The sequence below is a fragment of the Variovorax pasteuri genome, assembly GCF_051216435.1.
Taxonomy (GTDB): Bacteria; Pseudomonadota; Gammaproteobacteria; order Burkholderiales; family Burkholderiaceae_C; genus Variovorax.
In genome coordinates, this window is record NZ_JBPJZS010000001.1 from 799152 (window position 1) to 823834 (window position 24683).

Genomic DNA, 24683 nt, shown 5'->3' on the forward strand with positions numbered 1-24683 from the left:
GTGAGGTGCTTTCAACGGAAGTGGCAGGCGACCCAATGGCCGCCGCTGGAAGACGAGGGACGTTCGCTCAGCGCGGGCGTCTGCGCCTTGCACACGGCCTGCGCCATCGGGCAGCGTGTGTGAAAGCGGCAGCCCGAAGGCGGATTCGCGGGGCTCGGCGGATCGCCCTGCAGCAGCATGCGGCGCGCAGGCGTGCGCGGGTTGGGCACAGGCACGGCCGACAGCAGGATCTCGGTGTACGGATGCAGCGGCGCGGAGAACAGCGTGTTCCGGTCGGCAATCTCCACGATGTGCCCGAGGTACATCACCGCCACGCGGTGGCTGATGTGGCGCACCACCGCCAGGTCGTGCGCCACGAAAAGATAGGCGATGCCGAACTCCGCCTGCAGGTCCATCAGCAGGTTCACCACCTGCGCCTGCACCGACACGTCCAGCGCGGACACCGGCTCGTCGCACACGATGAGCTTGGGGTTCAACGCCAGCGCGCGCGCAATGCCCAGGCGTTGGCGCTGGCCGCCCGAGAACTCGTGCGGGAATTTCTTTGCAGCCTCGGGCCGCAGGCCCACGCGCGAGAACAGCCACTGCACGCGCTCACGCCGCTCGGCCGCCGCGCCCATGCCGAAGTTCTTCAGCGGCTCCGCCACGATGTCGCCCGCCGTCAGGCGCGGGTTCAGCGACGCATACGGGTCCTGGAAGATGATCTGCAGGTCGCGCCGGCGCATGCGCATGTCTTCGGCCGGCAGCGTCAGCAGCTCCTTGCCTTCCAGTTCCACCGAGCCCGAGGTCGGCTCCACCAGCCGCATGACCGACTTGGCCGTGGTCGTCTTGCCGCAGCCCGACTCGCCGACCAGCGACAGCGTCTCGCCGCGCGCGACCGAGAACGACACCCCGTCGACCGCCTGTATCGCCGGCTTGGCCGGCCGCAGCCAGCGCTTGGGCGAGATGTAGTGCTTGCGCAGGTTGCGCACCTGCAGCAGTGGCGTTGCAACGGTCGTCATGCGGCGATCTCCTCGGCACCGGCCCAGTGTTCCTCGACCGCGAAGCAGGCCACCACGTGGTCGCCGCCTTGCTGCGTGAGCCTGGGCGTCTCGGCGCGGCAGCGTTCGCGCGCATGGCTGCAGCGCGCCGCAAAGGCGCAGCCGCGGCCCAGCTCGTGCGCGGCCGGCACCAGCCCCGGAATCTCCGTGAGCCGCGTGCTCGCGGTGTTCATCGCGGGCATCGAGGCCATCAGCGCGCGCGTGTAGGGATGCAGCGGGCGGTCGAACAGGTCGATCACGTCGGCTTCTTCCACCTTCTTGCCGGCGTACATCACCACCACGCGGTCGCAGCTCTCGGCCACCACGCCCAGGTCGTGCGTGATCATCACCACGCCCATGCCCAGCTCCTGCTGCAGCCGCTTGATGAGGTCGAGGATCTGCGCCTGGATGGTCACGTCCAGCGCCGTGGTCGGCTCGTCGGCGATCAGCACTTCGGGGTTGCAGGCCAGGGCCAGCGCGATCATCACGCGCTGGCGCATGCCGCCCGACAGCTGGTGCGGGTACTCGTTCACGCGGCGCTCGGGCTCGGGGATCTGCACCACGCGCAGCATCTCGACCGCGCGCTGCATCGCATCGGCGCGGCTGGCCTTCTGGTGCAGCTGCACCGTCTCGGCGATCTGCCGGCCCACGGTGAGCACCGGGTTCAGCGAGGTCATCGGCTCCTGGAAGATCATCGAGATGCGGTTGCCGCGAATCTGCCGCATCTCGCGCTCGCTCAGCTGCATCAGGTCGGTGCCGCGCAGACGCACCGCGCCCATGTGCCGGCCCGGCGGCGTGGGCACCAGCCGCAGGATCGACAGCGCCGTCACGCTCTTGCCGCAGCCCGACTCGCCGACCACGCCCAGCGTGCGGCCCGCGCGAACGGTGTAGGAGACACCGTCGACCGAGCGCACCACGCCGGCCAGCGTGTGGAAGTGGGTGCGCAGGTTGTCGACCTCGAGCAGCGGCTCGCCGGGGGCGAGGGCAGTGTGGGACATGGTGAGGGTCATGGCGCTTCGCTCACAGTTGACGCGCCAGGCGCGGGTCGAGCGCATCGCGCAGGCCGTCGCCCAGCAGGTTGATGGCCAGCACCGTGGCCGCCAGCAGCAGCCCCGGATACAGGATGATGTGGAACGCCACCGTCACGAAGTTGCGGCCCTCGGCCATCATGTTTCCCCAGCTCGGCGTCTGCGATGGCACGCCCACGCCCAGGAACGACAGCGCGGCCTCGGTCAGCACCGCGGCGGCCGCCACGAAGGTGGCCTGCACCACCAGCGGCGCCACGATGTTCGGCAGCACGTGGCGAAGCAGGATCATCGGCAGCCGCGTGCCCACCGCATGCGCCGCCTCCACATAGAGTTGCTCGCGCAAGGTGAGCGCCAGCGAGCGCACCAGCCGCACCACGCGCGGGATCTCGGGCACGGTGATGGCGGCGATCACCGTCGTCAGGCTGGCGCGCGTCACCGCCATCAGCGCGATGGCCAGCAGGATGCCGGGGATGGCCATGAGCCCGTCCATCACCCGCATGATGGGTCCGTCCGCCCAGCGCACGAAGCCCGACACCAGGCCGAGCGCGACGCCGGCGAAGGTGGCCAGCACCGCCACCGCGGCACCCACGATCATCGACACCCGTCCGCCCCACACCGCGCGGCTGAACACGTCGCGGCCCAGTGCGTCGGTGCCGAACCAGTGCTCGGCCGACGGCGTCTGCATGCGCGCGAGCGGGTCGATGTCCTGCGGGTCGTGCGTGGCGATCCACGGCGCGGCCAGCGACAGCACCGCCACCGCGATCAGCAGCAGCGCGCCGACGATCAGCGTCGGGTGCTTGCGCACCCAGCGCCAGCGCGGCGGCACGAAGGGGGTTTCGTCATGCGCTTCGTCGTGCATTTCGTCATGCGTTCCGTCGGTGGCAGGGGAAGGGGGCAAGGGAAGTACCGTGGACATGGCGTGGGGTTCTTCAGTAGCTGATGCGCGGGTCGAACAGGCGGTAGCTCAGGTCGATCAGCAGGTTGATCAGCACGTACACGCCCGCCGACAGCAGCAGCACGCTCTGGATCACGGGGTAGTCGTGGCGCTGCACCGAGTCGATCACGAGCCGGCCCACGCCCGGAATGGCGAACACCGTCTCGGTGACGACCACGCCGCCGATCAAGAGCGCAATGCCCGCGCCGATGGTGGTGGCGATGGGAATGGCCGCGTTGCGCAGCGCATGCCCCAGCACCGGCAGCACGCCCAGGCCCTTGGCGCGCGCGGTGCGGATGTAGTCCTCGTGCAGCACCTCGAGCACGGTGGCGCGCGTCATGCGCGTCACCAGCGCGATGTACACCAGCGCCAGGTTCACGCAGGGCAGCACCAGCGAGCGCAGCCACTCGAAGGGGTTTTCGCCGAAGTGCACATAGCCCTGCACCGGAAACCACGGCAGCTGCACCGCGAAGCTGTAGACCAGCAGGTAGCCCACCAGGAACACCGGCACCGAGAAGGCCAGCACCGCGAACAGCATCACCAGCCGGTCGATCCAGCTGCCCGCGCGGTAGGCCGCGAGCGTGCCCAGCGGCACCGCCACCAGCAGCGTGATGAGCATGGTGAGCGCCGCGATCGACACGGTGGGCTCCAGCCGCTGCCCCAGCAGCTGCGTGACCGGCATCTGCGTGAAGATCGAGGTGCCCAGGTCGCCCGTGAACAGCTTGCCCACCCACAGCCCGAACTGCTGCCACAGCGGCAGGTTCAGCCCGAGCGCGGCGCGCAGCTTCTCGATGTCTTCCGTGGTGGCGAGGTCGCCCGCGATGAGCGCGGCCGGGTCGCCCGGCGACAGGTGGATCAGCAGGAACACCACCACGGCCACGACCGCCATGACCGGGAGTGTCGAGAGAAAGCGTCGAAGGATGTAGCCCATGGCGGTGCCCTTGAACTGGGGTGGCTGGCGTTGTGCTGGCGGGGGCTGCGCGAGGGTGCGGCTACTTGTCGAGCACCCACACCGTCGGCATGCCGGACCAGAGCTTGTCCAGCCCCTTGAGGTTGGCGCGCGCGGCGAACGCGGCCGAGTACTGGCCTGCGTTGATGTACGGCACGGCCTCGTAGGCGCGGCGCTGGAAGGCGTCGAGCAGTTCCTTGCGCTTGGCCGGCACGGTCTCTTTCAGCCAGGCGGTGCGCAGCTCGTCCAGCGGCTTGTCGCAGGGCCAGCCGGGCAGGGTGTTGCCGCAGGCCGCACCCAGGTAGGCGTTGGCGATGGGCGAGTTGGCGTCGAACTCGCCGGCCACCGTGACGTACATGTTCCAGCCGCCCGCATCGGCCGCGTCGCGCTTGGCGCGGCGCGCGCCGATGGAGGCCCAGTCCATGCTCTGCGCGTCGACGTTCATGCCGATGCTCTTCATGGTCTGCGCGGCCATCAGCGCCTCGGCGTTCAGGTAGGGCACGTCGCTGGGCACCATCAGCACCACCTTCTCGCCCTTGTAGCCGGAGGCCGCGAGCATCTGCTTGGCCTTGGCCACGTCGGCCTTGCGGTAGGGCTCGGCGCCGGCGGCCGTGTCGTTCGGGCTGCCGCAGATGAAGTAGGTGGCGCAGTAGGCCATGCGCATGTCCAGCGGAAAGCCCATGGCCGCCACGAAGCGTTCCTGGCTCACGGCCTGCAGCAGCGCCTGGCGCACCTTCGGGTTGTCGAAGGGCGGGTGCAGCTGGTTCATCACCAGGAAGCCCTGGTAGGTGCCGAAGGCGCCGATCTTCACGCCGGCGTCGGTGCGCAGCGGTGCGATGTAGTCGGGCGGCAGTTGCTCGATGAGGTCGACCTCGCCGCGCTTGAGCGCGGACACCGCGCTGTTGGCGTCGGGCAGGTAGAGCCATTCGACGCGGTCGAAGGTGGTCTTCTTGCTGCCGGCCAGGCCGCTGGGCGGCTCGCTGCGCGGCACGTAGTTGGGGTTGCGCACGAACACCGTCTTGTTGCCGGGCACCCATTCGTCGCGCTTGAAGATGAAGGGGCCCGAGCCGATGACCTCGGTGAGCGGCGAGGTGGCGGGCAGCTTGGCAATGCGCTCCGGCAGGATCACCGGCGGAAAGCCCGAGGGCTTGGCCAGCGCGTCGAGCACCATGCCGAAGGGCTCGTTCAGCGTGAGCGTGAAGTTGCGTGCATCGGTGGCCTTCCATTCGGCGCCCACGGCCGTCATGGCGCGGCCCAGGCTGTCGCGCGCGGCCCAGCGCTGCAGCGAGGCCACGGCGTCGGCCGAGGTCACGGCGGCACCGTCGGAGAACTTCAGGCCCGGGCGCAGCGTGAAGCTCCACTGCTTGCCGTCCTTCGAGGTGGTGTATTTCTCGACCATCTGCGGCTGGGGCTTGCCGGCGGCGTCCTGCGCGAACAGGGTGTCGTACACCATGTGGCCGAAGTTGCGCGAGATGTAGGCCGTGGTGAAGGTCGGGTCGAGGATCTTCAGGTCGGCATGCGCCACCACCTTCAGGGTCTTGGGCGGTGTCTGCGCGAGCGCCGGGAGGCTCAGGGCAGAGGCTGCCGAAAGGGCCAGGGCAACCATTGCTGCATGGGCGGCAAGCGTTCGTCGTTTCATCGTCGGATCTCCGGTCGGTGGGGCGAAAAGAAAAAGAACCAAGGAAAGATGGAGCTCAGGCCGCCACGCCGATCGGCCACTTGGGCAGGCGCGCCTTGCGATAGGGCAGGGTCGTCAGGTCCAGCGTTACCGCGCCGGGTGCGCCCGCGTAGATCACGTGCTTCGCCACCTTCGAGTACGACGCATAGAAATGCTGCGACGACTTGACGACGACGATCTTCTTCGCGGCCAGGTCGCAGCCCAGCTGGGTGAACAGGTCGGTGCCCATGGCCTGGTTGCGCCGCGTGATCAGCACGATCTCGATGCCGTCGACCTCGACGAGCGCGCAGTCGCCCATCGCCGTGGGCGTGTTCGACAGGCCCGTCATCACCAGGTCGTGCTGCAGCGCCTTCACGGTGCAGGCCAGGTCCAGCGGGTCGCCCGACAGCGGGCTGATCTTGCCGCCGATGCGCATCTGCAGCTTCGCGCCCACGCCCGCGTCGAAGGCGATGCGCACCGCAATCGGGTCCCACATGGGGCCCAGTGCCGCGTTGGTGATGCCGCGCTCCAGCATGCGGCGCAGGATGAAGGTGGCGTCGCTCGCCGCGCCGCCGCCGGGGTTGTCGGCACCGTCGGCCAGCACCACCGGGCCGCCGTCGAAGGCCAGCGCCTCGTCGAGCGAGGCGTCGATGCCCGGGTAGTTCACCGTGAGGCCGTCGCGCATGGCGATGACCTCGTCGGCCAGCTGGCGCGCGAGTGCGTCGGCCTTCGCCTGGTCGCCGTCGGTGTACACGAGCACCTTGGTGCCCATCTCGGGCACGTCGCCCCACGAAAAGCCGTGGGTGAGCGAGACCGAGAGCACGCCGTCTTTCCCCTCCAGCGCCTGCATGCGCTGCACGAAGCTGCGCGCCGGTTCGCGCGAGGTGTGCACGGTGACGATGATGTCGCAGTCCACCATCGCGGCCACGGGCCTGACCTTGCCTTCGACCGCCGCTGCGCAGATGTCGACCAGCTCCAGCCCGCGTTCGAGCACGTCGGTGTGCGGGTACTCCTTGAACGAGACCATCACGTTCGCGTTGTCCACCATCGCGGGCGTGAGGTGGTTGTGCGGGTCGAGCTCCGCGCCCACGATGACGTCGGGCCCCACGATCTGCCGCACGCGCACCAGCATGTCGCCTTCGCAGTCGTCGTAGCCGTCGGCCACCATCGCGCCGTGCAGGCCGAGCAGCACCATGTCGACGGGCAGCGCCGCGCGCAGGTCGTCCAGCATTTCGTCGCGCAGCGTCTCGTACGCATGGCGCGTGGTGATGCCGCTGGGCTGCGCGCCCGCGACCATGCCTTCGAGCAGCGTCCAGCCCTTTTCCTTGCCGCGGATGCGCGCGGCCCACAGCGGGCCCGAATAGATCGTCAATGCATCGGGATGCTGGCCGGCGGGGAAGTAGCCGCGGTCCTTGAAGGAGGCGATGCCGGTGGGCATCGGGCCGAAGGTGTTGGTTTCGGTGGCAAGGGAGGCACTGAAGACACGCATGGAGGGCTCTCGTGATGTTTGTTTTTGTGAACGGCTCAGCTGGCGGTGGCCGCGCGCAGGCGCTGCGGACCCAGCATCTCGGCCGTGAGCCCGAAGCCGGCGATGCGCTCGGGCAGCGGCAGTCCGCGTGCCAGCGCGGCGCAGGCCTCGCCCATGGCGGCCGAGGTCTGGATGCCGTAGCCGCCCTGCGCCGCGACCCAGAAGAAGCCCGGCGCGCCAGGCTCGAAGCCGCCGACGAGGTCGCCGTCGGGCACGAAGGAGCGCAGGCCGGCCCAGGTGCGCGTGGGGCGGCGGATGGTGAGCGTGGTCGCCTCCTCGATGCGGTGCATGGCGATGGCGATGTCCATCTCCTCGGGCTGGATGTCCTGCGGCTCCACCGGGTCGGCGTTGGCCGGCGAGCCGAGCAGCATGCCGGCGTCGGGCTTGATGTACCAGCCCTCGTCGGCGCCGAACACCATCGGCCAGTGCGCCACGTTGGCGCCGCTTTCGCCTTCGGGCGGCGCGAAGATGAAGGCCGAGCGGCGGCGCGGCTCGATGCCCAGCGGCGGCACGCCCGCCATGCGCGCGACGGCGTCGACCCAGGCGCCCGCCGCGTTCAGCACCACCGGTGCCTCGTACACGGCGCCGCCGGCCGTCACGCGCCAGAGATCGCCCACGCGCTCGATGGCCGTCACGCCCGCATCGCACACCAGCTTGCCGCCGGCCCTGCGCATGCCGCGCAGGTAGCCCTGGTGGATGGCGTGCACGTCCATGTCGGCGGCGTCGGGTTCGTACACCGCGCCCAGCACCTGGTCGGGGCGCAGCACCGGCACCATCTCGCGCGCCTGCTCACCGCTCAGGCGCGAGGCGCCGGTGTCCATGGCGCGCAGCACCTCCCAGTGGGCTTCGAGCTCGGCCATGTGCCCGGCGCCCGCGACCATCATGGCGCCGCGCGGCGTGAGGAGCGGGTGTTCCGCGAAGCCTTCGGGCGGGTGTTCGAGAAAGGCGCGGCTCGCCATGGTGAGGGCGCGCACCTGCTGCGTGCCGTAGCTTTCCATGAACAGGGCAGCCGAGCGGCCGGTGGAGTGGTAGCCGGGTTGGGACTCGCGCTCGAGCAGGATCACGCGGGCATGCGGTGCCAGCCAGTGGGCCGCCGAAGCCCCGGCAATGCCGCCGCCGATCACGAGGAAGTCGGCCACGATGGGTGTGGGTGTTGGAGAAGTCATCGGCGAAAAGTGTAGGAACAATTTTGCGGATACGCAAATCAAATCAGGGGCTCCAAGGGGAAACCATGGTGCACCACGCCGGTGAAATTTGCGTTCACGCAATTTGCGCATACGCAATTTCTGCGCCCGCGTCACACGGCTTGGCAGCGATGGCGCGCGCCGGACTGGCAGAATCTGCCTGCACCACCAGAGAAAGACGCGCGTGAATCCACACACAGGGACCAAGCCGGCAACCAGGCCCAAGGAGCAGCCGCCCACCCTGGACCGCACCACATTCGGCCATCGCCTGCGCACCGCGCGCAAGCGTTTCGGCTGGACGCTGGCGGAGCTGGCCGAGCGCTCGGGCGTGTCGATCACCACCATCTCGCGCGCCGAACGCGGGCAGCTGGCGCTGGGCTACGAGAACTTCACCGCGCTGGGCCGGGCGCTGGACATGGACATGAACGCGATGTTCGCGGGCGCCGGCGTCAAGCCCGCGCAGCTCGACGGGCCGGTGGTCACGCGCGCGGGCAAGGGCGTGGTGTACCGCGGCCTGGCCATCGCCTACGAGTTCCTGGGCACCACCGCGGCGGGCAAGCAGATGAGCCCGATCGTCGGCACCGTGCATGCGCGGCAGGTGCACGGGCCGGAAGACTTCGTGCGGCATGCGGGCGAAGAGTTCGCCTATGTGCTGTCGGGCGAGATCGACGTGCACTTCGACAACGGCGAGGTGGTGCGCCTGGGGCGCGGCGACTCGCTGTACTTCGACAGCCGCCTGGGCCATGCGTACGTGAGCGTGAGCCGGCAACTGGCGCGCATCATCGGCATGACGATCGGCGAGAGCGAGCACATGCAGTCCGCGCGCGAGGCGCCTGCACTGAAGCCGGTGCGCAAGCTGGCGGCGCCGAAGAATGCGCCGAAGAAGGCGCCGCGCGGCGGCAAGGGCTGAGCTGGCGCCTTCGCTTCAGCCGCAGGCGAACACGCAGGCGAAGGCCGCGCTATCCGGGGGCTGTTTCCGCCATCCGAGCTGCCTGCGCGACCAGCTCCCGCATCCATGCGTGACCCACGTCGTGCTCGTCGCGCCCGTGCCAGACCGCACGCGTGACCGACGTCGCAACTGCGTACGGCGGTTGTCGGCGAATCAGATCGCCGCTTTTCGTGAGCGCCACGGCCAGGGACGCAGGCACGACGGAAAGCATGTGGGTGTCGCGAAGCAGCGCGGGAATGGCGAGCGAGTGCGGGACGGTGACTCTGGAACGCGGCACCTCCTTCGATTCGAGGAGCGCCTCCTCCAGCGCATGCCTGTCGAACATCTCCGACTGGCGTGCGAGGCCGCGTTCGACGATGAAGCCCCCCACCGCACCTTCCTCCTCCCCGCCGACGGACAGCGTGACAAGGGGGTACTTCGCCAGGTCGCGCAGCGTCAGCTTCCTGCGGGAAGCGGGGTGTCCCTTGCGCATCAGGATGGCCTCGCCCTGGGACATCAGCGTTCGTGAGTTCAGGCGAGGCGGGATCTGCGAAAAGATGCCGATCGCCAGGTCGATGCGCCCCAGGTCGATCTGTTCGGCCAGGTCCAGCCGCGTGGAAGGCCGGATGACGAGTTCCACCCCGGGTGCGACCTTTTGCAGCTCGCGGGACAACGGCGCAACGATCACGGCAGTCACGTGATCGTTCGCCGCGAGGACGAAGCGCCGCCTGGACTTCTCGGGAGAAAACGGCTCCACGCCGAGCACGACGTCGATGCGGCGCAGCGAGTCCCGCACGCCCGGCGCCATCGCCGTTGCACGGCCGGTCGGCACCATGCCCTTTCCGGTGCGCATGAAAAGTTCGTCGCCGACGAGCTCGCGCAACCTGCGCAACGCATGGCTGACCGCGGACGGCGTCAGGCTGAGGCGCTTGCCCGCCAGGAGCAGGTTGCGGTCCTCGTAGATGGCCTCGAACACCTTCAACAGGTTCAGGTCGACACGACCGATGCTCATGATCTCGCTCCGCAAGTTGAACCGCATGCATTATGAAACTGCAAATACATCAGTTCCATTCATTTCATGCATCGCCCATGATCGCGTTCAGTCATTCAGCCGGAGACGAAACCATGAAGGCCGATACCCTCATCCACACGCAGGAGGCGCTGATCGAGCGCTGCATCCCCTTCCTCGATGAAGTGAAGGACATGACCGCCGGCAGCGCGGTCGAACGCTGGTTGAACCAGAAGTACGGGCCGCAAAGCGAGCTCTACCAGGCCTTGTCCGTCCTGGTGAGGGCGGGCGTGGCGGACGGATGGGCAGCGAACGTCGAGATCGACGGCCCGGGCTATCGCCGCAGCCGCATCGCCGAGCCCTCCGAGCGCACGCGCTACTTCAGCATCACGGCTGTCTACATGGACAGCGCCGGGAACAGGCAGGGCCATTCCGACCATCGGCTCCGCGGGCAATACCACGGCCATCCCTATGGCGAGTTCAACATGGTCGTGCCGATGAATGCCGGCGCCGCGCTGAACGGGCCGAACGGCTGGAGCACCGGCGGCTGGACCGCACCGGCGCCAGGCAGCCACCATTACCCGGAAGCCAGGGGCGGCGCCGTGATCGCGCTGTTCTTCCTGCCCTCCGGCCGGATCTCGTACCACGACGCACCACAGGGGTGACCCATGGACCTCACGGCAACGGAATGGCCACAGGACGCGATCGCGAGATGCGTCGCCACCGTCGTGCGCTCGCGGCGCTCGGTGCGTGCCTTCAAGGCGCAGCCGCTGCGCCGGGAACTCGTGGAAGAGATTCTGGAAGATGCGGCATGCGCCCCGAGCGGCGCCAACATCCAGCCCTGGCGGGTGTATGCCGTCAGCGGCGACAAGAAGGACGAATTGGCCGACGCCCTGGTCCGCGCTTCCCGCGCCGGAGCCGCCCCTGCGCCCGCCCACTTCCCCGAGCCGTTGCCGGACGTGTTCCGTGCGAGGTTGACGGATTTTGGAGGGCGCTACTACGCTTCGCTCGGAATCGATCGCAGCGACGCTGCGGCGCGCACTCGCCAGACCGAGCGCAACTACGCGTTCTTCGACGCGCCGGTAGGTTTGATCTTCAGCATCGACCGCAGATTGAAGCCGCACAGCTGGATCGACCTCGGCCTGTTCGCGCAGACCTTGATGATCGTGGCGAAGGCGCGTGGCGTCGACACCTGCCCGCAGGTTGCCTTCGCACAGTTCCACGACGTGATCGCCTCGCACCTGCACATGGCGGCGGATGAAGTGACGGTCTTCGGCATGTCCATGGGCTACGGCGACCCGCAGGCCGAGGTGAACCAGACAAGGATGCCGCGGCAGCGCGTGCGGGACTTCGCGCGACTCTTCGGGTTTTCGCCATGACTTGGCGGCAAGTCGCCTGTACGCCGTGTACGGACAGTGGATTCAGCAATCGGAGAACACCATGATGCTCGAGAAAATCCCGGGGGTGTGCATCCCCGACAGCAAACTCGCGCGCGAAGCGACCCAGCTCGTTCGCGACACCGAGGGCGATCTGCTCTTCCACCACTCGCTGCGGGTGTATTGCTGGGGCGGCTTGACGGGTCGCCGCACGGGGTTGAAGTTCGACCCCGAACTGCTCTACGCGGCTTGCATGTTCCACGACATCGGCCTCACCGCGCGCTACCAAGCCAGCCCGCTGCGCTTCGAGGTGGACGGCGCGAACGCCGCACGTGATTTCCTCCAGGGGCACGGCATCTCCGCGAGCGACATCGAGACGGTCTGGAACGCCGTCGCCCTGCACACCACGCCCGGCATACCGCAGTTCATGCGTCCCGAGATCGCCCTGTTGCAGGCGGGGGCCGGCATGGACGTGGCGGGCCGCGGCTACGAACACTTCACGGATGCGCAGCGCGAGGCCGTGGTCGCGGCCTTTCCGAGAGAGGCTGACTTCCAGCACGGCATCATCGACGCCTTCTACCAAGGCATGAAGCACCGCCCCGACAGCACTTTCGGCACCTTCAACGATGACGTGCTGGCGTTCAAGGATCCAGCCTTTCGGCGGACCGACATGTGCAGCATCATCCTCGGGTCGAGCTGGACGCGCGCTAGCACCCCCCACGGCCCGGGAGGCTGCGGTCACCACGGGTAGCGCGCCGCAGGGCTCAGTCGCTCACGAACCTCGGATCCAGTTCCGCCAGAGCGAACTTGCGCACGTGATCGACGAAGGCGCCCACCAGCAATGACGACGGCCTGCGCGCCGGCGTGAGCACGGAAAATTCCGTCACCATCACCGGCTCGAAGGGCAGGAAGGTCAGGCCCCGTTCGCCGTGCTCCAGCGCGGTGATCGGGTCCACCAGCGACACGCCGAGCCCCGCGGCCACCATCGCGCAGACGCCGGCCGACACCTGCGTCTCGACCTGCAGCTTGCGCTCGATGCCGTAGGACGCGAACAGCGCGTCGATGTGCAGCCGCGATTCGAGCGCTTGCGGATGCGAAACGAAATGCTCGCCGCTCAGGTCGGCCGGGCGGATCAGCTTTTTCTTCGCGAGCCGGTGGTCGCTTGGCATCACGCACACCATGCGGGTCGAGATCAGCCGCTCGCCGTGCGTGCTCGAGTGGCTCATCGGCAGGATGACGAAGCCGACGTCGCAGCGCTCGCTCACCACCAGGTCCACCACCGTGCGCGACGAATGATTGGCCAGCGACACCCGGATGTCGTTGTGCTCGGCCAGGAAGCCCGCAATGGCGCGCGGCAGGAAAGACAGCGCCAGCGCGGGCGCAGCGGCGATGCGCAGCGCGCCGCGCTGCAAGGCCCGTATCTCGTCGGCGGTTCGTGCGATGCGCTCCATGCCGATCAGCGAGCGCTCGACCTCCTCGCTCAGCGCCTCGGCCTCCGCGGTGGGCTGCAGGCGCCCCCGCACACGCAGGAAGAGCGCGAAGCCCACGCTTTCCTCCAGGTCGGCCACCAGCCGCGTGACGGCGGGCTGCGACACATGCAGCGACTCGGCCGCGCGCGTCACGGTCTGCCACTGCATCACGGCGCGAAAGGCCTCCAGCTGACGAATCTTCATGTGACGAACTCCATACGTGAATGTTATGGGCTTCCGAAAAAAAACGATTGTTCAGCCGGTGGCCGCGTCGCTAACCTGCGTTCTGCGAGTGAAACGAACCGCAGGACCCATTCTGGTGCGCCATAAGCAAAACGCATCACTATAGGGAAAACCCCGACTTTTTGGTGCGCAACAAAGGAAATCCCATGATGCTTCGTCCCGTTTTCGCGGCCGTGAATGCGGCGCTGTCCACTGTGCTGGCGCTCGGTGCGCTGGGCGCGGTGTCCACCGCGTCGGCCCAGCCGACCACGCTGTACATCGGCTCCTACGGCGGGTCGACGGAGAAGGCCTTCAAGGAGAGGCTGATCCCCGCGTTCGAGGCGAAGAACAACGTCAAGATCGTCTACGTGCCGGGCAACTCGACCGACACGCTGGCCAAGCTGCAGGCGCAAAAGGGCAAGCAGGAGCTCAACGTGGTGCTGCTGGACGACGGCCCGATGTACCAGGCGGTGCAGTTCGGTTTCTGCGACAAGCTAGGCAACCCGCCGGTGCTGAAGGACCTGTACCCGGTTGCGCGCATGACCGACAGCGCGGTCGGCATCGGCATCGTGGCCACCGGCATCGCCTACAACACCGAGGCCTTCAAGAAGGCCAACCTGCCTCCGCCGGACTCGTGGGAAGCGCTGACCGACAAGCGCTTCAAGCAGAAGATCGCGATTCCGCCGATCAGCAACACCTACGGGCTGCAGGCGCTGCTGACCTTCGCCAAGCTGCGCAAGGGCGGCGACAAGAACATCGACCCGGGCTTCACGGCGATGGCGCGCGAGGTCGGCCCCAACGTGCTGGCGTGGGAGCCGTCGCCGGGCAAGATGACCGAGCTGTTTCAGAACAACGACATCCTGCTGGCCGTGTGGGGCAGCGGCCGCGTGCAGGCGCTGAAGGACACGGGCTTTCCGGTGCAGTTCGTGATTCCGAAGGAGGGCGCACCGGCCCTGCTGACGGCCGCCTGCCCGGTGGCGCAGAACACCGCCCCGGCGCTCTCGCAGGCCTTCGTCAGCTACCTGCTGACGCCCGAGGTGCAGGCCATCCTCGCCGACACGCAGGGCTGGGGCCCGGCCAATGCCACCACCCAGCTCACGCCCGCGGTCGCGGCCAAGGTGCCGTACGGCAAGGCGCAGATCGACAAGCTGCTGCCCACCGACTGGCCGGTGGTCAACGAGAAGCGCGCCGAGTGGACCAACCGCTGGAACCGAACCGTCGAACGCTGAGCAGGCACGCATGACCTTTCTTCAACTCGATCGACTCGGCAAGACCTTCGGCGACTTCCGCGCCGTGGAAAGCCTGAGCCTGGACGTGGAGCGCGGCGAGTTCATCTCGCTGCTCGGCCCCTCGGGCTGCGGCAAGACCACCACCCTGCAGATGGTGGCGGGCTTCGTCGAGCCGACGCGCGGGCGCATCTGCCTGAACGGCGCCGACATCACCGGCATGCGGCCCGAGAAGCGCGGCATGGGCGTGGTGTTCCAGAGCTACGCGCTCTTTCCGCACATGACGGTGGCCGACAACATCGGCTTCGGCCTGGAGATGCGCGGCATGCGGCGCGCCGAGAAGCTCAAGCGCATCGACGAGACGCTCGACCTCGTGCGGCTGCCGGGCCTGGGCAAGCGCTATCCGAAGGAGCTCTCGGGCGGCCAGCGGCAGCGCGTGGCCATCGCCCGTGCGCTGGCGGTGCGCCCCGAGGTGCTGCTGCTCGACGAGCCGATGTCCAACCTCGACGCGAAGCTGCGCGAGGACATGCACGTCGAACTGCGCGGCATCCAGCGGCACCTGGGCATCACCACCATCCTGGTCACGCACGACCAGGTCGAGGCCATGACCATGAGCGACCGCATCGCGGTGATGCACGGCGGGCGCATCGTGCAGCTCGCCACGCCGTACGAGGCCTACGAGCGGCCCGAGTCGGCGTTCGCTTCGTCTTTCCTCGGCAAGACCAATGTGCTGAAGGGCGTGGTTGAAGCCCGCAACGCGCGCTGCTGCGAGGTGCGCGTGGGCAATTCGCTGCTGCACGTGCCGCACCAGGAGAAGGCGCTCGCGCGCGAGGTCAATGTCTACGTGCGGCCCGAGAAGGTGAGGCTGGCACCTGCGTCGGCTGCCGACGGCATTCCCGCCACCATCCGCACGCGGCTCTTCCTGGGAAACCACTGGCTGGTCGAGGTCGACAGCGCGCTCGGGCCGATGCGTGTGAGCCATCCCAACATCGGCGCGGTGCCGCCGGCCGAAGGCGAGGCCGTCGCGGTGCACTGGCTGGACGACGACCTGCGCCTGCTGGACACGGAGGCCGCGCATGGCTGAGGCCGCCACCGCCCCACGCGCGGCTTCCAGTGCCGGTGCAGGCGCGGGTGCCGCACCCTGGTTCCTCAGCGCGCCCGCGCTGCTGCTGTTCCTCGGGCTGCTGGTGATTCCGCTCGCGCTCACGGCGTTGCTGTCGTTCCACGCGTTCGACGGCACGCGCGGCGTGCTGCCCGACTACACGGCGCGCAACTACCTCGAGATCTTCTCGGACTCGTACTACTACGAGATCTTCCTGCGCACGGCCGGCCTGGCGCTGGCGGTCACGCTGCTGTCGGTGCTGTTCGGCGTGCCGGAGACCATCATCCTGTCGCGCATGAAGGCGCCGTGGCGCGGCATCTTCCTGATCGTCATCCTCGGGCCGCTGCTGGTGTCGGTGGTGGTGCGCACGCTGGGCTGGGCCATCCTCATGGGCAACAACGGGCTCATCAACGCGGGCCTGCAGGCGCTCGGCCTCACCGACGAGCCGGTGCGCCTGCTGTTCACCACGACGGGCGTGGTCATCGCGCTCACGCACGTGCTGATGCCGTTCATGGTGATCTCGGTGTGGGCCTCGCTGCAGAAGCTCGACCCGCAGGTCGAGAACGCGGGGCTCTCGTTCGGGGCGGCGCCTTTCACGGTGTTCCGGCGGGTGATCCTGCCGCAGATATTGCCGGGCATCCTGTCGGGCGGGATCATCGTGTTCGCGCTGGCGGCTTCGGCCTTCGCCACGCCGGCCATCCTGGGCGGGCGGCGGCTCAAGGTGGTGGCCACGGCCGCCTACGACGAGTTCCTGAGCACGCTGAACTGGCCGCTGGGCGCGTCGATCGCCATCCTGCTGCTCATCGCCAACGTGATCGTCATCGCGGGCTTCAACCGCTGGCTCGAGCGGCGCTACGCGCAGGTCTTCGAGGCTTGAGACACAAAGGCACCCCATGCGCAAGAACGGACTGCTCTCCCTCATCTATCACACGGTCTTCATCGCCTTCATCCTGGCGCCGCTGGTCGTGGTGGTGCTCGTGTCGTTCACCGGCAAGGGCTACATCTCGCTGCCGACCGACGGCTTCTCGCTGCGCTGGTTCCGCGCCATCGGCGGCGCCACCGAGCTGGTCAACGCGTTCTGGCTCTCGCTGTGGCTGGGCCTGGCGAGCGCCACGGTCGCGGTGGTGCTCGCGGTGCCGGCTGCGCTGGCGCTGGTGCGCTACCGCTTCCCGGGGCGCGGCGTGCTCTCGGCCTTCTTCATGTCGCCGCTGATGATTCCGCACGTGGTGCTGGGCGTGGCGTTCCTGCGCTTCTTCACCACCATCGGCGTGTCGGGGTCGTTCGTGTGGCTTGCCTTGACACACGTCGTGGTGGTGATGCCCTACGCGCTGCGGCTGGTGCTGGCCTCGGCCACGGGGCTGGACCGCGATGCCGAGAAGGCCGCGCTTTCGCTCGGTGCGAGCCGCGCGACCGCCTTCCGCCGCATCGTGCTGCCGCTGATCCTGCCGGGCGTGGTGGGCGGCTGGATGCTCGCCTTCATCCAGAGCTTCGACGAGCTCACGATGACGGTGTTCGTCGCCACGCCGGGCACCACGACGCTGCCGGTGGCCATGTACAACCAGATCGCCCAGACCATCGATCCGCTGGTGGCGTCGGTGTCGACCGTGCTCATCGTCGGCACGGTGGTGCTGATGGTGCTGCTCGACCGCCTCGTCGGGCTCGACCGCGTGCTGATCGGCAAGGGCTGAACGCGCGCTGTCCGTCTGCCCTGCATCGGGCATTTCCTTTTTCTCGCATTCCATGAACACAAGTGATTTGATCGTCGTCGGCGGCGGCCTGGTCGGCACCGCGCTGGCCTACGGCGCCGCGCGCCGCGGCACCCGCGTGACCGTGCTCGACGAGGGCGACGACGCGTTTCGCGCCTCGCGCGGCAACTTCGGGCTCGTCTGGGTCCAGGGCAAGGGCTTCGGCATGACGCCGTATGCGCGCTGGTCAATGGGGTCGGCCGCGCAATGGCCGCAGCTTGCCGCCGCGCTGGAAGCGGACAGCGGCATCGACGTGCAACTGCGCCAGCCCGGCGGCTTCCATTTCTGCTTCAACGACGACGAGATGCAGGCGCGCCAGGCGCGCATGCACGACATTCGTGCTGCGCTCGACGGCGACTACCCTTTCGAGATGCTCGACCATGCGTCGCTTGCGGCCCGGCTGCCCGCCATCGGCCCCGGCGTCGCGGGCGCGAGCTACTCGCCGATGGACGGCCACGCCAATCCGTTGAAGCTGTTGCGCGCGCTGCACGCGGCCTGCCGACACCACGGCGTGCGTTTTGCGCAGGGCAGCCGTGCGACGCGGGTCGCGCCGCTGGCCGACGGCTTCGAGGTCGAGACCGCGGCTGCGACATGGCATGCGCCGCGCGTGGTGCTCGCGGCCGGCCTCGGCAACCGCGCGCTGGCGCCGCACGTCGGCCTGCATGCGCCGGTGCAGCCCAACCGCGGCCAGGTGCTGGTGGGCGAGCGTGTCGCCCGCTTTCTGGACCATCCGACCACCTACGTGCGCCAGACCGACGAAGGCACGATCCAGCTCGGCGATTCGCTGGAAGACGTCGGCCTGGACGACGGCACCACCGCCGATGTGCTCGCCACCATCGCGCGCCGCGGTGTGCGCAGCTTTCCGGTGCTGCAGAGCCTGCGCCTGGTGCGCGCGTGGGGTGCGCTGCGGGTGATGACGCCCGACGGCTTTCCCATCTACCAGGCGTCGACGCAGTGCCCCGGCGCCTTCGTCGTGACCTGCCACAGCGGCGTGACGCTGGCCGCCAACCATGCGTTTTCCATCGCACCGTGGATCGCCGGCCAGGCGGGGAGCGATCTTCCGGCCGGCATCGACGCCTTCAGCGGCGACCGCTTCCTCAACGGCAACGAGACCTTCCACCATGCCCACTGATGTCCGCTTTCGTTCCCTGGTTCCCGCCGGCACTTCGCCGCGCGGCGAGCCGGTGGTCACCCTGCATTTCGACGGCCGCGCGCTGCAGGCGCCGGCCGGCTGCAGCGTGGCCGCGGCCCTGCTCGCCAACGGCGTTTCTGCCTTCCGCACCACGCCGGTGAGCGGGGCGCCGCGCGCGCCCTATTGCATGATGGGCGCGTGCTTCGACTGCCTGGTCGAGATCGACGGCCAACCCAACCGGCAGAGCTGCCTGGTCGCGGTGGCCGAGGGCATGCGGGTGAACACGCAAGTCGGCCTGCGTTCGCTCGATGTCCCGGGTGCCGTGCTTGCCGGGGAGGCCGCGCATGTCGAATGAACGTTGCGACATCGCCATCGTCGGCGCCGGTCCGGCCGGCATGTCGGCCGCCATCGTCGCCGCGCGGCTCGGCGCCAGCGTCGTCGTGCTCGACGAGCAGCGCGGTGCGGGCGGGCAGATCTACCGCGCCATCACCGACGCGCCCGCGCGCCGGGTCGACCTGCTCGGGCCGGACTATGCCGCGGGCCGCCCGCTCGCCGAGGCCTTTGCCACCAGCGGTGCACGGCACCTCACCGGCGCGGCCGTCTGGCAGGTCACGCCCGAAGGCGCGGTGCATTACCTGCGCGACGGTGCGACCGCGACGCTGCAGGCCGAGCGCGTGGTGATCTGCTCGGGCGCGATGGAGCGACCGTTCCCGATTCCGGGCTGGACGCTGCCGGGTGTGCTCACCGCCGGCGCCGCGCAGATCCTGTTGAAGAGCGCCGACGTGGTGCCGGCCGAACCGGTGGTGCTGGCGGGCTGCGGGCCGCTGCTCTACCTGCTCGGCTGGCAGTACGTGCGGGCGGGCGTGCCCATTCGCGCGCTGGTCGACACGACGTCGATGGCGGACTACCGGCGCGCGCTGTCGCACCTCGGCGGCGCGCTGGCCGGCTGGCGTTACCTGAAGAAGGGGCTGTCGCTCATGCGCGTGCTCAAGCGCGCCGGCGTGCCCTTCCATACCGGTGCCGAGGACCTGGCCGCGGAAGGCGGGGAGGGTGTCGAAGCCTTGCGCTTCACCGTCGGCGGCAAGCCGCATCGCATCCAGACCTCGACCCTGCTGCTGCACCACGGTGTGGTGCCGAACACCCAGTTCACCTGGTCGCTGCGGGCCAGGCACACATGGGACGACGCGCAGCTGTGCTGGCGGCCCGAGGCGGACGCCTGGGGTGCGCTGGACGTGCCACGCGTCCATGTGGCCGGCGACGGCCTGGGCATCGGCGGCGCGCTGGCAGCGGCGCTGCAGGGCGAGCTTGCCGCGCTCGGCGCGATGCATGGGCTCGGCCGGATCACCACCGGTGAGCGCGACACGCGCGCCGCGCCGGTTCGCGCGGCGTTGCAGGACCACCTGCGCATTCGCCCCTTCCTCGACGCGCTGTACCGGCCCAAGAAGGCCAACCGCATTCCGGCCGACGACGTGATCGTGTGCCGCTGCGAGGAAGTCGCCGCTGGCGACATCCGCAAGTTCGTGGCGCTCGGATGCGACGGCCCGAACCAGGCGAAGGCCTTCGGGCGCTGCGGCATGGGCCCGTGCCAGGGGCGCCAGTGCGGCCTGACCGTGACCGAGCTGATCGCCGACGCGCGCGGCGTGACGCCGGCCGAGGTGGGCTACTACCGCATCCGGCCGCCGATCAAGCCGATTTCGCTCGGCGAGCTCGCGGGCGCGGAATGAAGCGCTCGGCGGACGCGATCGTCGTCGGCGGCGGCCTGCACGGCTTGTCGAGCGCGCTGCACCTCGCGCGTCGCGGGCTTGAGGTCATCGTGCTGGAGTCCGAGTTCTGCGGCCGCCATGCCTCCGGCGTGAACGCAGGCGGCGTGCGCACGCTGGGCCGGCACGTCGCGGAGATTCCGCTTGCGCTGGCGTCCCGCGCGCTGTGGCACCGGCTGGCCGATCTTGTCGGCGACGATGCGGGCTTCGCGCCCAGCGGCCAGCTGAAGGTGGCCGAGACCGACGACGAATTGCAGACGCTGCGCGCCGACGTGGCGCGTCTGCACGCGCTCGGCTTCGACCATGAGGACATCGTGGATGCCCGGCAGGTGCGCGAACTCGTGCCCGCCATCGCACCGCATGTGGTCGGCGGCATCTGGGCGCGCGACGACGGCCATGCCTTGCCGTACCGCGCCGTCACCGCGTTCCGTCTCGCGGCCCAGCGCGCGGGTGCCGAGGTGAACGAAGAAACGCGCGTCGAACGCATCGACCATCGCGCCGGCCGCTGGCATGTGGCAACCACGCGCGGCAGCTTCGACGCCACGCACCTGGTCAACACCGCGGGCGCATGGGCCGGCGCGCTCGCCGCGCAGGCCGGCGACGCGGTGCCGGTCGAAGGGGGCGGGCTGATGCTCATGATCACGCACCGCGCGCCGCCCTTCGTCACGCCGGTGCTCGGCGCGACAGGCCGCGCGCTGTCCTTCAAGCAGTTCGCCAACGGCACCGTGCTGATCGGCGGTGGCCTGCGCTGCACCGCCGACCTGGCCGCGCGGCACGGCATCGTCGACATGCCCAGGCTCGCCCGCAGCGCGCGCACGGTGACCGACCTGTTCCCGCATCTGAAGCCGCTGGGCGTCAACCGCGCATGGGCCGGCGTGGAAGCTTTCATGCCCGACGGCATTCCCGTGATCGGGCCCAGCCGCGCCGCGCCGAATCTGGTGCATGCCTTCGGCTTCTCGGCGCACGGCTTCGAGCTGGGGCCGATCGGCGGGCAGATCGTCGCCGAGCTCGTCACCGAAGGGCGCAGCACCTTGCCGATAGAAGCCTTCGCCGTCGACCGCTTCGCGCGCCGGACGGCCGCATCCTTTCAACCCGCCCAACCCATCCAACAAGGAAACACACCATGAGCGACATCCAGCGCCACGACTCCAACGCACGCCTTTCACGCATCGTCGTGCACAACTCGGTGGTGTACGTTGCGGGCGTCACCGCGAACGACCGCAGCGGCGATGCCCAGGCGCAGACGGCCGACATCCTGGCCAAGATCGACGGCTACCTGGCCAGCGTGGGCACGAACAAGTCGCGCCTGCTGTCGGTGCAGATCTGGCTGCAGGACATCGACCGCGACTTCGCCGGCCTGAATGCCGCCTGGGCGGCGTGGATTCCCTCGGATGCCATGCCCACGCGCGCGACCTGCGAAGCCCGGCTGGCCGCGCCCGACCTGCGCGTCGAGATCATCGTGACCGCGGCGTTGTAGGCCGCGCAGCCGGACCTTACTGAGGCGGTTGTCCGGGCTCGCCGGGGCGGCCCGGCGGACGCTTTTGCTGCGCGGCGGCGGCCGCCGCCAGGCGCTGCTGCTGCTGGGCCTGCTGTTGCTGCGCTTGCTGTTGCTGGTGCTGCTGTTGTTGCTGTTGTTGCTGCGCCTGTTGCTGTTGGCGCTGCACCTGCTGTTGTTGCTGCTGGGCCTGCTGCTGCGCGCGCTGCTGGGCCTGCGCCTGTTGTTGCGCCATGGCGGCCTGCTGTTGCTGGCGTTGCTGCTGCATCGCCTGTTGCTGCTGCGCCCTTGCCGCCTGCTGGGCTTGTTGTTGCGCCTGCTGCTGCTGGCGCATCTGTTCCTGCTGGGCCTGTTGTTGCTGCCGAGCCTGGTTCTGGACCTGCTGTTGCTGCGCCTGCTGCTGTTGTTGCTGGCGCTGGATCTGCTGTTGCTGCTGCTGGGCCTGTTGCTGCGCGCGCTGCTGGGCCTGCTGCTGTTGCTCGCGCGCCTGTTGCTGACCCTGTTGCTGCTGCGCCTGCTGTCGGCGTGACTGCTCCGCCTGGGCTTGTTGCTGCTGGGCCTGTTGTTGCGCGCGCTGCTGGGCCTGCTGCTGTTGCTCGCGTGCCTGTTGCTGGCCCTGTTGTTGCTGCGCTTGCTGCCGGCGTGCCTGCTCCGCCTGGGCTTGTTGCTGCTGTGCCTGTTGCGGCCCTTGCGGGTTGCCGCCGCGCGCTTGCTGCGCCTGCTGGGCTTGCTGCATCTGCTGCTGGCGCTGCTGCATTTGTGCCTGTCGCGCTTGCTGCTGTTGATCGCGCGCCTGCTGTTGCTGCACCTGCAATTGCCGGGCTTGTTGCTGAGCCTGTTGCTGCTGGGCTTGCTGCTGTTGCTGCTGAGCGCGTTGCTGGGCTTGTTGTTGTTGAGCTTGCGCCTGTGCCTGTTGCTGCGCGATCACCGCTTGCTGCTGCTGTTGCTGACGTTGCTGTTGCTGCTGGGCCAACTGCGCCTGTTGCTGTTGCTGAGCGAAGGCCGGCCCCGCCGCGAAATTGGGCGGCGTGCCGCCGCGTGGACCGCCGTTGTTGTTGTAGACAGTGCGCTCGTTCACGTTGTTGATCACGGTGGTCGAGCGCGACACGTAGGTGCTGTTGTTGTAGACCACGGCCGGCCGTGCGAAGGCGGGCGGTGCGCCACGGTCGCGATCGCGGTCACGCCCGCGCGGACCACCCCAGTTCACGTTCCAGGAGTTCCAGCCCCAGCCATGCCGCTCGAGCGCGCTGCCCACCACCACCCCGGCGCCGAACGCAAGCACGCCCGCCGCGGCCAGCTGGCCGCCGCTGTAGCCCTGCGCCACCTGCACCGGCGGCGCATAGGCATAGCCGGGATACACCGGCTCGGACGCGCCGTAGATCACCTGCGGGTCATAGGCCGGCACGTACACCAGGTCGGGCTGCACCGGTTCGATGGTGATGTACTGCGGCGGCGGCTCGATCACGGCAGGGCCGCCGTACACCGGCTGCATGTCGGGCGACGGTGCGTAGTTCTGCGGCGCCGAGGCGCTGGCCACACGCAGCTTGTCGTTGTTCTTCAGCCGGCCTGCCTTCGAGGCGCGCTGGCGCATGACCTGGATCGCGTTCATCACGTCCGCCGGGTCGTTGTAGTAGGCCTGGCCGAGCGCCGTGGTCCAGGGGATGTTGCCCGCCAGCTGGTCGACCACCGAACGGAAGGCGGTGAGCGACTTCACGCTCGGGTCCCACGCCTGCTGGTTGGCCGCGTCGGCCAGCGGACCGGCCTTCAGGTTGCGGTTCTGCGTTAGCCAGTCGTGCGCGGCGGTGATCTGCTCGGGATAGGTGGCGCCCGCAAGGACCTGGGCCACCAGCTTGTCGGGGTAGAGCGCGATGGGCGCGACCAGCTGGTAGAGCTGCTCGGCCGAGGGCGGCGTGTAGGCCACGGGCGTGGGCGCCGCGGGAGCGGCTGCCGGTGTCTGCGGCACCGAGGGCGCGGGCATCGTGGTCGCCGGGTCGGCGGCCGCTGCGGGCGTGCTGGGGGTCTTGTCGCAGCCTGCGAGCACGAGGGCGCTGATGCACAGCGAGATCGTCAGCAGGCGGGGGGCGAAGTTGTTGTTTGTCATCGGAGTTCCATGAGGACGCCGGCGTCGGGCCCGGAACTCTTTCAACGGCGCGCGGCGGCAGGCGATGACAGAGCCTGCGCCGTGGATGCAACCGACTGTGTCGGCGATGCGCCGTCAACCCTGTCGGCGTACAGCCACATGACCCCGAGGCCAAGGGCTACAGGGCTTTGGCTTTCTTTACTTGGCGCCGCCGGTGTACTTGGTGACGTTGGCGGCGCTCACGTGATAGCCGCTCACGCCCATCATCGAGTCGTTGCGCAGGGTCTGCAGCTTGCCGGTGACCCACACGGTGTCCATGGCGCGGAACTTGGCGCCCTTTTGCGGCACCACGTGCAGGATCTGGTTGGCCGGCGGCGGCGGGGTGTGGATGCAGGCGCCGAAGTAGGGCACCAGCAGGAACTCGGTGACCTCGCCCTTGGCCTCTTCGAGCGGCACGATGAAGCCCGGGATCTTCACTTCCACGCCGTTCATCGACGGGTTGGTCGGCGCGTTGTTCGACACCTCCTGCATCTTCATGAGCAGCTCGTTGGCGCGCGGGTCGCCGTCATCCAGCGCGCTCAGGTCCATGCCCTTGAACTCCTTGGCCGGGTCCCAGTCCTTGGGCACCAGCTCTTCCCAGGTGATCTGTCGCGCCTGGCCCGCGGCGGGCTTGGCGGCGGCTGCAGGGGCTGCCGACTTGCCGCCCAGCGGGTTGGTGGCGGTGGTGTCCTTGGGGGAGGGCTCGGCGGCCCAGGCGGCAGCGGCGAGGCCGGCGCCGGCAATCAGCATTGAAAGCCGTGTGAAAGCTTTGGAGGAGTTCGATGCGTGTGCGATGGGCATGGT

General features: G+C 69.0%; 24 protein-coding genes. 13 read left to right on the top strand and 11 right to left on the bottom strand.

Features of this window, described 5'->3' with window-relative positions; all coding sequences use genetic code 11:
- Window positions 1-11: 11 nt before the first annotated feature.
- The 7 genes from ACSFBM_RS03685 to ACSFBM_RS03715 form a co-directional block, all read right to left on the bottom strand.
- The gene (locus tag ACSFBM_RS03685) at window positions 12-998 is read right to left on the bottom strand and encodes an ABC transporter ATP-binding protein (protein WP_435483181.1); all 987 of its coding nucleotides are present in this window, start codon (window positions 996-998) and stop codon (window positions 12-14) included.
- Window positions 995-2026: an ABC transporter ATP-binding protein gene (locus ACSFBM_RS03690; RefSeq protein ID WP_435483182.1), complete on the bottom strand. Its 1032-nt coding sequence runs from the start codon at window positions 2024-2026 to the stop codon at window positions 995-997. The genes ACSFBM_RS03685 and ACSFBM_RS03690 overlap by 4 nt, the downstream gene beginning before the upstream one ends.
- Window positions 2027-2036: 10 nt before the next feature.
- On the bottom strand, window positions 2037-2903 hold the full coding sequence (locus tag ACSFBM_RS03695) for an ABC transporter permease (protein ID WP_435483716.1): 867 nt from the start codon (window positions 2901-2903) through the stop codon (window positions 2037-2039).
- A 70-nt stretch (window positions 2904-2973) separates the two neighbouring features.
- On the bottom strand, window positions 2974-3909 hold the full coding sequence (locus tag ACSFBM_RS03700; RefSeq protein ID WP_435483183.1) for an ABC transporter permease: 936 nt from the start codon (window positions 3907-3909) through the stop codon (window positions 2974-2976).
- A 61-nt stretch (window positions 3910-3970) separates the two neighbouring features.
- Complete coding sequence (locus ACSFBM_RS03705; protein WP_435483184.1) at window positions 3971-5566, bottom strand: ABC transporter substrate-binding protein; 1596 nt, start codon at window positions 5564-5566, stop codon at window positions 3971-3973.
- 55 nt (window positions 5567-5621) lie between these two features.
- On the bottom strand, window positions 5622-7073 hold the full coding sequence (locus ACSFBM_RS03710) for a M81 family metallopeptidase (RefSeq protein ID WP_435483185.1): 1452 nt from the start codon (window positions 7071-7073) through the stop codon (window positions 5622-5624).
- A gap of 35 nt (window positions 7074-7108) precedes the next feature.
- Window positions 7109-8278 (bottom strand): NAD(P)/FAD-dependent oxidoreductase, encoded by a 1170-nt coding sequence (locus ACSFBM_RS03715; RefSeq protein ID WP_435483186.1) that lies wholly within the window; start codon window positions 8276-8278, stop codon window positions 7109-7111.
- A gap of 202 nt (window positions 8279-8480) precedes the next feature.
- On the opposite strand from ACSFBM_RS03715, the gene ACSFBM_RS03720 reads away from it, so the two are divergent.
- On the top strand, window positions 8481-9206 hold the full coding sequence (locus ACSFBM_RS03720) for a helix-turn-helix domain-containing protein (RefSeq protein WP_435483187.1): 726 nt from the start codon (window positions 8481-8483) through the stop codon (window positions 9204-9206).
- A 49-nt stretch (window positions 9207-9255) separates the two neighbouring features.
- Here ACSFBM_RS03720 and ACSFBM_RS03725 read toward each other — a convergent pair whose 3' ends face one another.
- Window positions 9256-10236: a LysR family transcriptional regulator gene (locus ACSFBM_RS03725; protein WP_435483188.1), complete on the bottom strand. Its 981-nt coding sequence runs from the start codon at window positions 10234-10236 to the stop codon at window positions 9256-9258.
- 113 nt (window positions 10237-10349) lie between these two features.
- Between ACSFBM_RS03725 and ACSFBM_RS03730 the strand changes: the two genes are divergently transcribed.
- From ACSFBM_RS03730 to ACSFBM_RS03740, 3 genes are all read left to right on the top strand, one after another.
- Window positions 10350-10898, top strand: coding sequence for a 4-hydroxylaminobenzoate lyase (locus ACSFBM_RS03730; RefSeq protein WP_435483189.1), 549 nt, complete (start codon window positions 10350-10352; stop codon window positions 10896-10898).
- 3 nt (window positions 10899-10901) lie between these two features.
- Window positions 10902-11612 carry a nitroreductase gene (locus ACSFBM_RS03735; RefSeq protein ID WP_435483190.1) on the top strand — a complete coding sequence of 237 codons (711 nt, stop codon included), beginning with the start codon at window positions 10902-10904 and terminating at the stop codon, window positions 11610-11612.
- Between the two features lie 64 nt (window positions 11613-11676).
- Window positions 11677-12360, top strand: a complete 684-nt coding sequence (locus tag ACSFBM_RS03740; protein WP_435483717.1) for an HD domain-containing protein — start codon at window positions 11677-11679, stop codon at window positions 12358-12360.
- A 13-nt stretch (window positions 12361-12373) separates the two neighbouring features.
- Here ACSFBM_RS03740 and ACSFBM_RS03745 read toward each other — a convergent pair whose 3' ends face one another.
- Window positions 12374-13282 carry a LysR substrate-binding domain-containing protein gene (locus ACSFBM_RS03745; RefSeq protein WP_435483191.1) on the bottom strand — a complete coding sequence of 303 codons (909 nt, stop codon included), beginning with the start codon at window positions 13280-13282 and terminating at the stop codon, window positions 12374-12376.
- A 188-nt stretch (window positions 13283-13470) separates the two neighbouring features.
- Between ACSFBM_RS03745 and ACSFBM_RS03750 the strand changes: the two genes are divergently transcribed.
- From ACSFBM_RS03750 to ACSFBM_RS03790, 9 genes are read left to right on the top strand one after another with little or no spacing between them, the layout of a single operon-like run.
- Complete coding sequence (locus tag ACSFBM_RS03750) at window positions 13471-14529, top strand: ABC transporter substrate-binding protein (RefSeq protein ID WP_435483192.1); 1059 nt, start codon at window positions 13471-13473, stop codon at window positions 14527-14529.
- Between the two features lie 10 nt (window positions 14530-14539).
- Window positions 14540-15610 carry an ABC transporter ATP-binding protein gene (locus tag ACSFBM_RS03755; protein WP_435483193.1) on the top strand — a complete coding sequence of 357 codons (1071 nt, stop codon included), beginning with the start codon at window positions 14540-14542 and terminating at the stop codon, window positions 15608-15610.
- Complete coding sequence (locus ACSFBM_RS03760; protein WP_435483194.1) at window positions 15603-16505, top strand: ABC transporter permease; 903 nt, start codon at window positions 15603-15605, stop codon at window positions 16503-16505. Before ACSFBM_RS03755 ends, ACSFBM_RS03760 begins: the two co-directional genes overlap by 8 nt.
- Window positions 16506-16521: 16 nt before the next feature.
- A complete protein-coding gene (locus ACSFBM_RS03765; RefSeq protein ID WP_435483195.1) occupies window positions 16522-17316 on the top strand; it encodes an ABC transporter permease in 795 nt (264 codons plus the stop codon).
- A 52-nt stretch (window positions 17317-17368) separates the two neighbouring features.
- Entirely contained in the window at window positions 17369-18505 is a 1137-nt protein-coding gene (locus ACSFBM_RS03770) for an NAD(P)/FAD-dependent oxidoreductase (RefSeq protein ID WP_435483196.1), read from the top strand.
- Window positions 18495-18860, top strand: coding sequence for a (2Fe-2S)-binding protein (locus ACSFBM_RS03775; protein ID WP_435483197.1), 366 nt, complete (start codon window positions 18495-18497; stop codon window positions 18858-18860). Before ACSFBM_RS03770 ends, ACSFBM_RS03775 begins: the two co-directional genes overlap by 11 nt.
- Window positions 18850-20229 (top strand): FAD-dependent oxidoreductase, encoded by a 1380-nt coding sequence (locus tag ACSFBM_RS03780; protein WP_435483198.1) that lies wholly within the window; start codon window positions 18850-18852, stop codon window positions 20227-20229. Before ACSFBM_RS03775 ends, ACSFBM_RS03780 begins: the two co-directional genes overlap by 11 nt.
- Window positions 20226-21392 carry an NAD(P)/FAD-dependent oxidoreductase gene (locus ACSFBM_RS03785; protein WP_435483199.1) on the top strand — a complete coding sequence of 389 codons (1167 nt, stop codon included), beginning with the start codon at window positions 20226-20228 and terminating at the stop codon, window positions 21390-21392. The genes ACSFBM_RS03780 and ACSFBM_RS03785 overlap by 4 nt, the downstream gene beginning before the upstream one ends.
- Window positions 21389-21742: a RidA family protein gene (locus ACSFBM_RS03790; protein ID WP_435483200.1), complete on the top strand. Its 354-nt coding sequence runs from the start codon at window positions 21389-21391 to the stop codon at window positions 21740-21742. Before ACSFBM_RS03785 ends, ACSFBM_RS03790 begins: the two co-directional genes overlap by 4 nt.
- Window positions 21743-21758: 16 nt before the next feature.
- On the opposite strand, the gene ACSFBM_RS03795 is transcribed toward ACSFBM_RS03790, so the two are convergent.
- On the bottom strand, window positions 21759-23861 hold the full coding sequence (locus ACSFBM_RS03795) for a DUF3300 domain-containing protein (RefSeq protein ID WP_435483201.1): 2103 nt from the start codon (window positions 23859-23861) through the stop codon (window positions 21759-21761).
- A gap of 177 nt (window positions 23862-24038) precedes the next feature.
- Window positions 24039-24680, bottom strand: coding sequence for a DUF3299 domain-containing protein (locus ACSFBM_RS03800; protein ID WP_435483202.1), 642 nt, complete (start codon window positions 24678-24680; stop codon window positions 24039-24041).
- Between the last annotated feature and the right edge of the window lie 3 nt (window positions 24681-24683).

Coding starts and splice junctions, on each gene's coding strand:
- ACSFBM_RS03695 (WP_435483716.1), bottom strand. CDS start 2,903: ATGCACGACGAAGCGCATGACGAAACCCCCTTCGTGCCGCCGCGCTGG.
- ACSFBM_RS03735 (WP_435483190.1), top strand. CDS start 10,902: ATGGACCTCACGGCAACGGAATGGCCACAGGACGCGATCGCGAGATGC.
- ACSFBM_RS03760 (WP_435483194.1), top strand. CDS start 15,603: ATGGCTGAGGCCGCCACCGCCCCACGCGCGGCTTCCAGTGCCGGTGCA.
- ACSFBM_RS03790 (WP_435483200.1), top strand. CDS start 21,389: ATGAGCGACATCCAGCGCCACGACTCCAACGCACGCCTTTCACGCATC.
- ACSFBM_RS03775 (WP_435483197.1), top strand. CDS start 18,495: ATGCCCACTGATGTCCGCTTTCGTTCCCTGGTTCCCGCCGGCACTTCG.
- ACSFBM_RS03750 (WP_435483192.1), top strand. CDS start 13,471: ATGCTTCGTCCCGTTTTCGCGGCCGTGAATGCGGCGCTGTCCACTGTG.
- ACSFBM_RS03685 (WP_435483181.1), bottom strand. CDS start 998: ATGACGACCGTTGCAACGCCACTGCTGCAGGTGCGCAACCTGCGCAAG.
- ACSFBM_RS03705 (WP_435483184.1), bottom strand. CDS start 5,566: ATGAAACGACGAACGCTTGCCGCCCATGCAGCAATGGTTGCCCTGGCC.
- ACSFBM_RS03740 (WP_435483717.1), top strand. CDS start 11,677: ATGCTCGAGAAAATCCCGGGGGTGTGCATCCCCGACAGCAAACTCGCG.
- ACSFBM_RS03730 (WP_435483189.1), top strand. CDS start 10,350: ATGAAGGCCGATACCCTCATCCACACGCAGGAGGCGCTGATCGAGCGC.
- ACSFBM_RS03700 (WP_435483183.1), bottom strand. CDS start 3,909: ATGGGCTACATCCTTCGACGCTTTCTCTCGACACTCCCGGTCATGGCG.
- ACSFBM_RS03785 (WP_435483199.1), top strand. CDS start 20,226: ATGAAGCGCTCGGCGGACGCGATCGTCGTCGGCGGCGGCCTGCACGGC.
- ACSFBM_RS03765 (WP_435483195.1), top strand. CDS start 16,522: ATGCGCAAGAACGGACTGCTCTCCCTCATCTATCACACGGTCTTCATC.
- ACSFBM_RS03780 (WP_435483198.1), top strand. CDS start 18,850: ATGTCGAATGAACGTTGCGACATCGCCATCGTCGGCGCCGGTCCGGCC.
- ACSFBM_RS03690 (WP_435483182.1), bottom strand. CDS start 2,026: ATGACCCTCACCATGTCCCACACTGCCCTCGCCCCCGGCGAGCCGCTG.
- ACSFBM_RS03800 (WP_435483202.1), bottom strand. CDS start 24,680: ATGCCCATCGCACACGCATCGAACTCCTCCAAAGCTTTCACACGGCTT.
- ACSFBM_RS03710 (WP_435483185.1), bottom strand. CDS start 7,073: ATGCGTGTCTTCAGTGCCTCCCTTGCCACCGAAACCAACACCTTCGGC.
- ACSFBM_RS03725 (WP_435483188.1), bottom strand. CDS start 10,236: ATGAGCATCGGTCGTGTCGACCTGAACCTGTTGAAGGTGTTCGAGGCC.
- ACSFBM_RS03795 (WP_435483201.1), bottom strand. CDS start 23,861: ATGACAAACAACAACTTCGCCCCCCGCCTGCTGACGATCTCGCTGTGC.
- ACSFBM_RS03770 (WP_435483196.1), top strand. CDS start 17,369: ATGAACACAAGTGATTTGATCGTCGTCGGCGGCGGCCTGGTCGGCACC.
- ACSFBM_RS03745 (WP_435483191.1), bottom strand. CDS start 13,282: ATGAAGATTCGTCAGCTGGAGGCCTTTCGCGCCGTGATGCAGTGGCAG.
- ACSFBM_RS03715 (WP_435483186.1), bottom strand. CDS start 8,278: ATGACTTCTCCAACACCCACACCCATCGTGGCCGACTTCCTCGTGATC.
- ACSFBM_RS03755 (WP_435483193.1), top strand. CDS start 14,540: ATGACCTTTCTTCAACTCGATCGACTCGGCAAGACCTTCGGCGACTTC.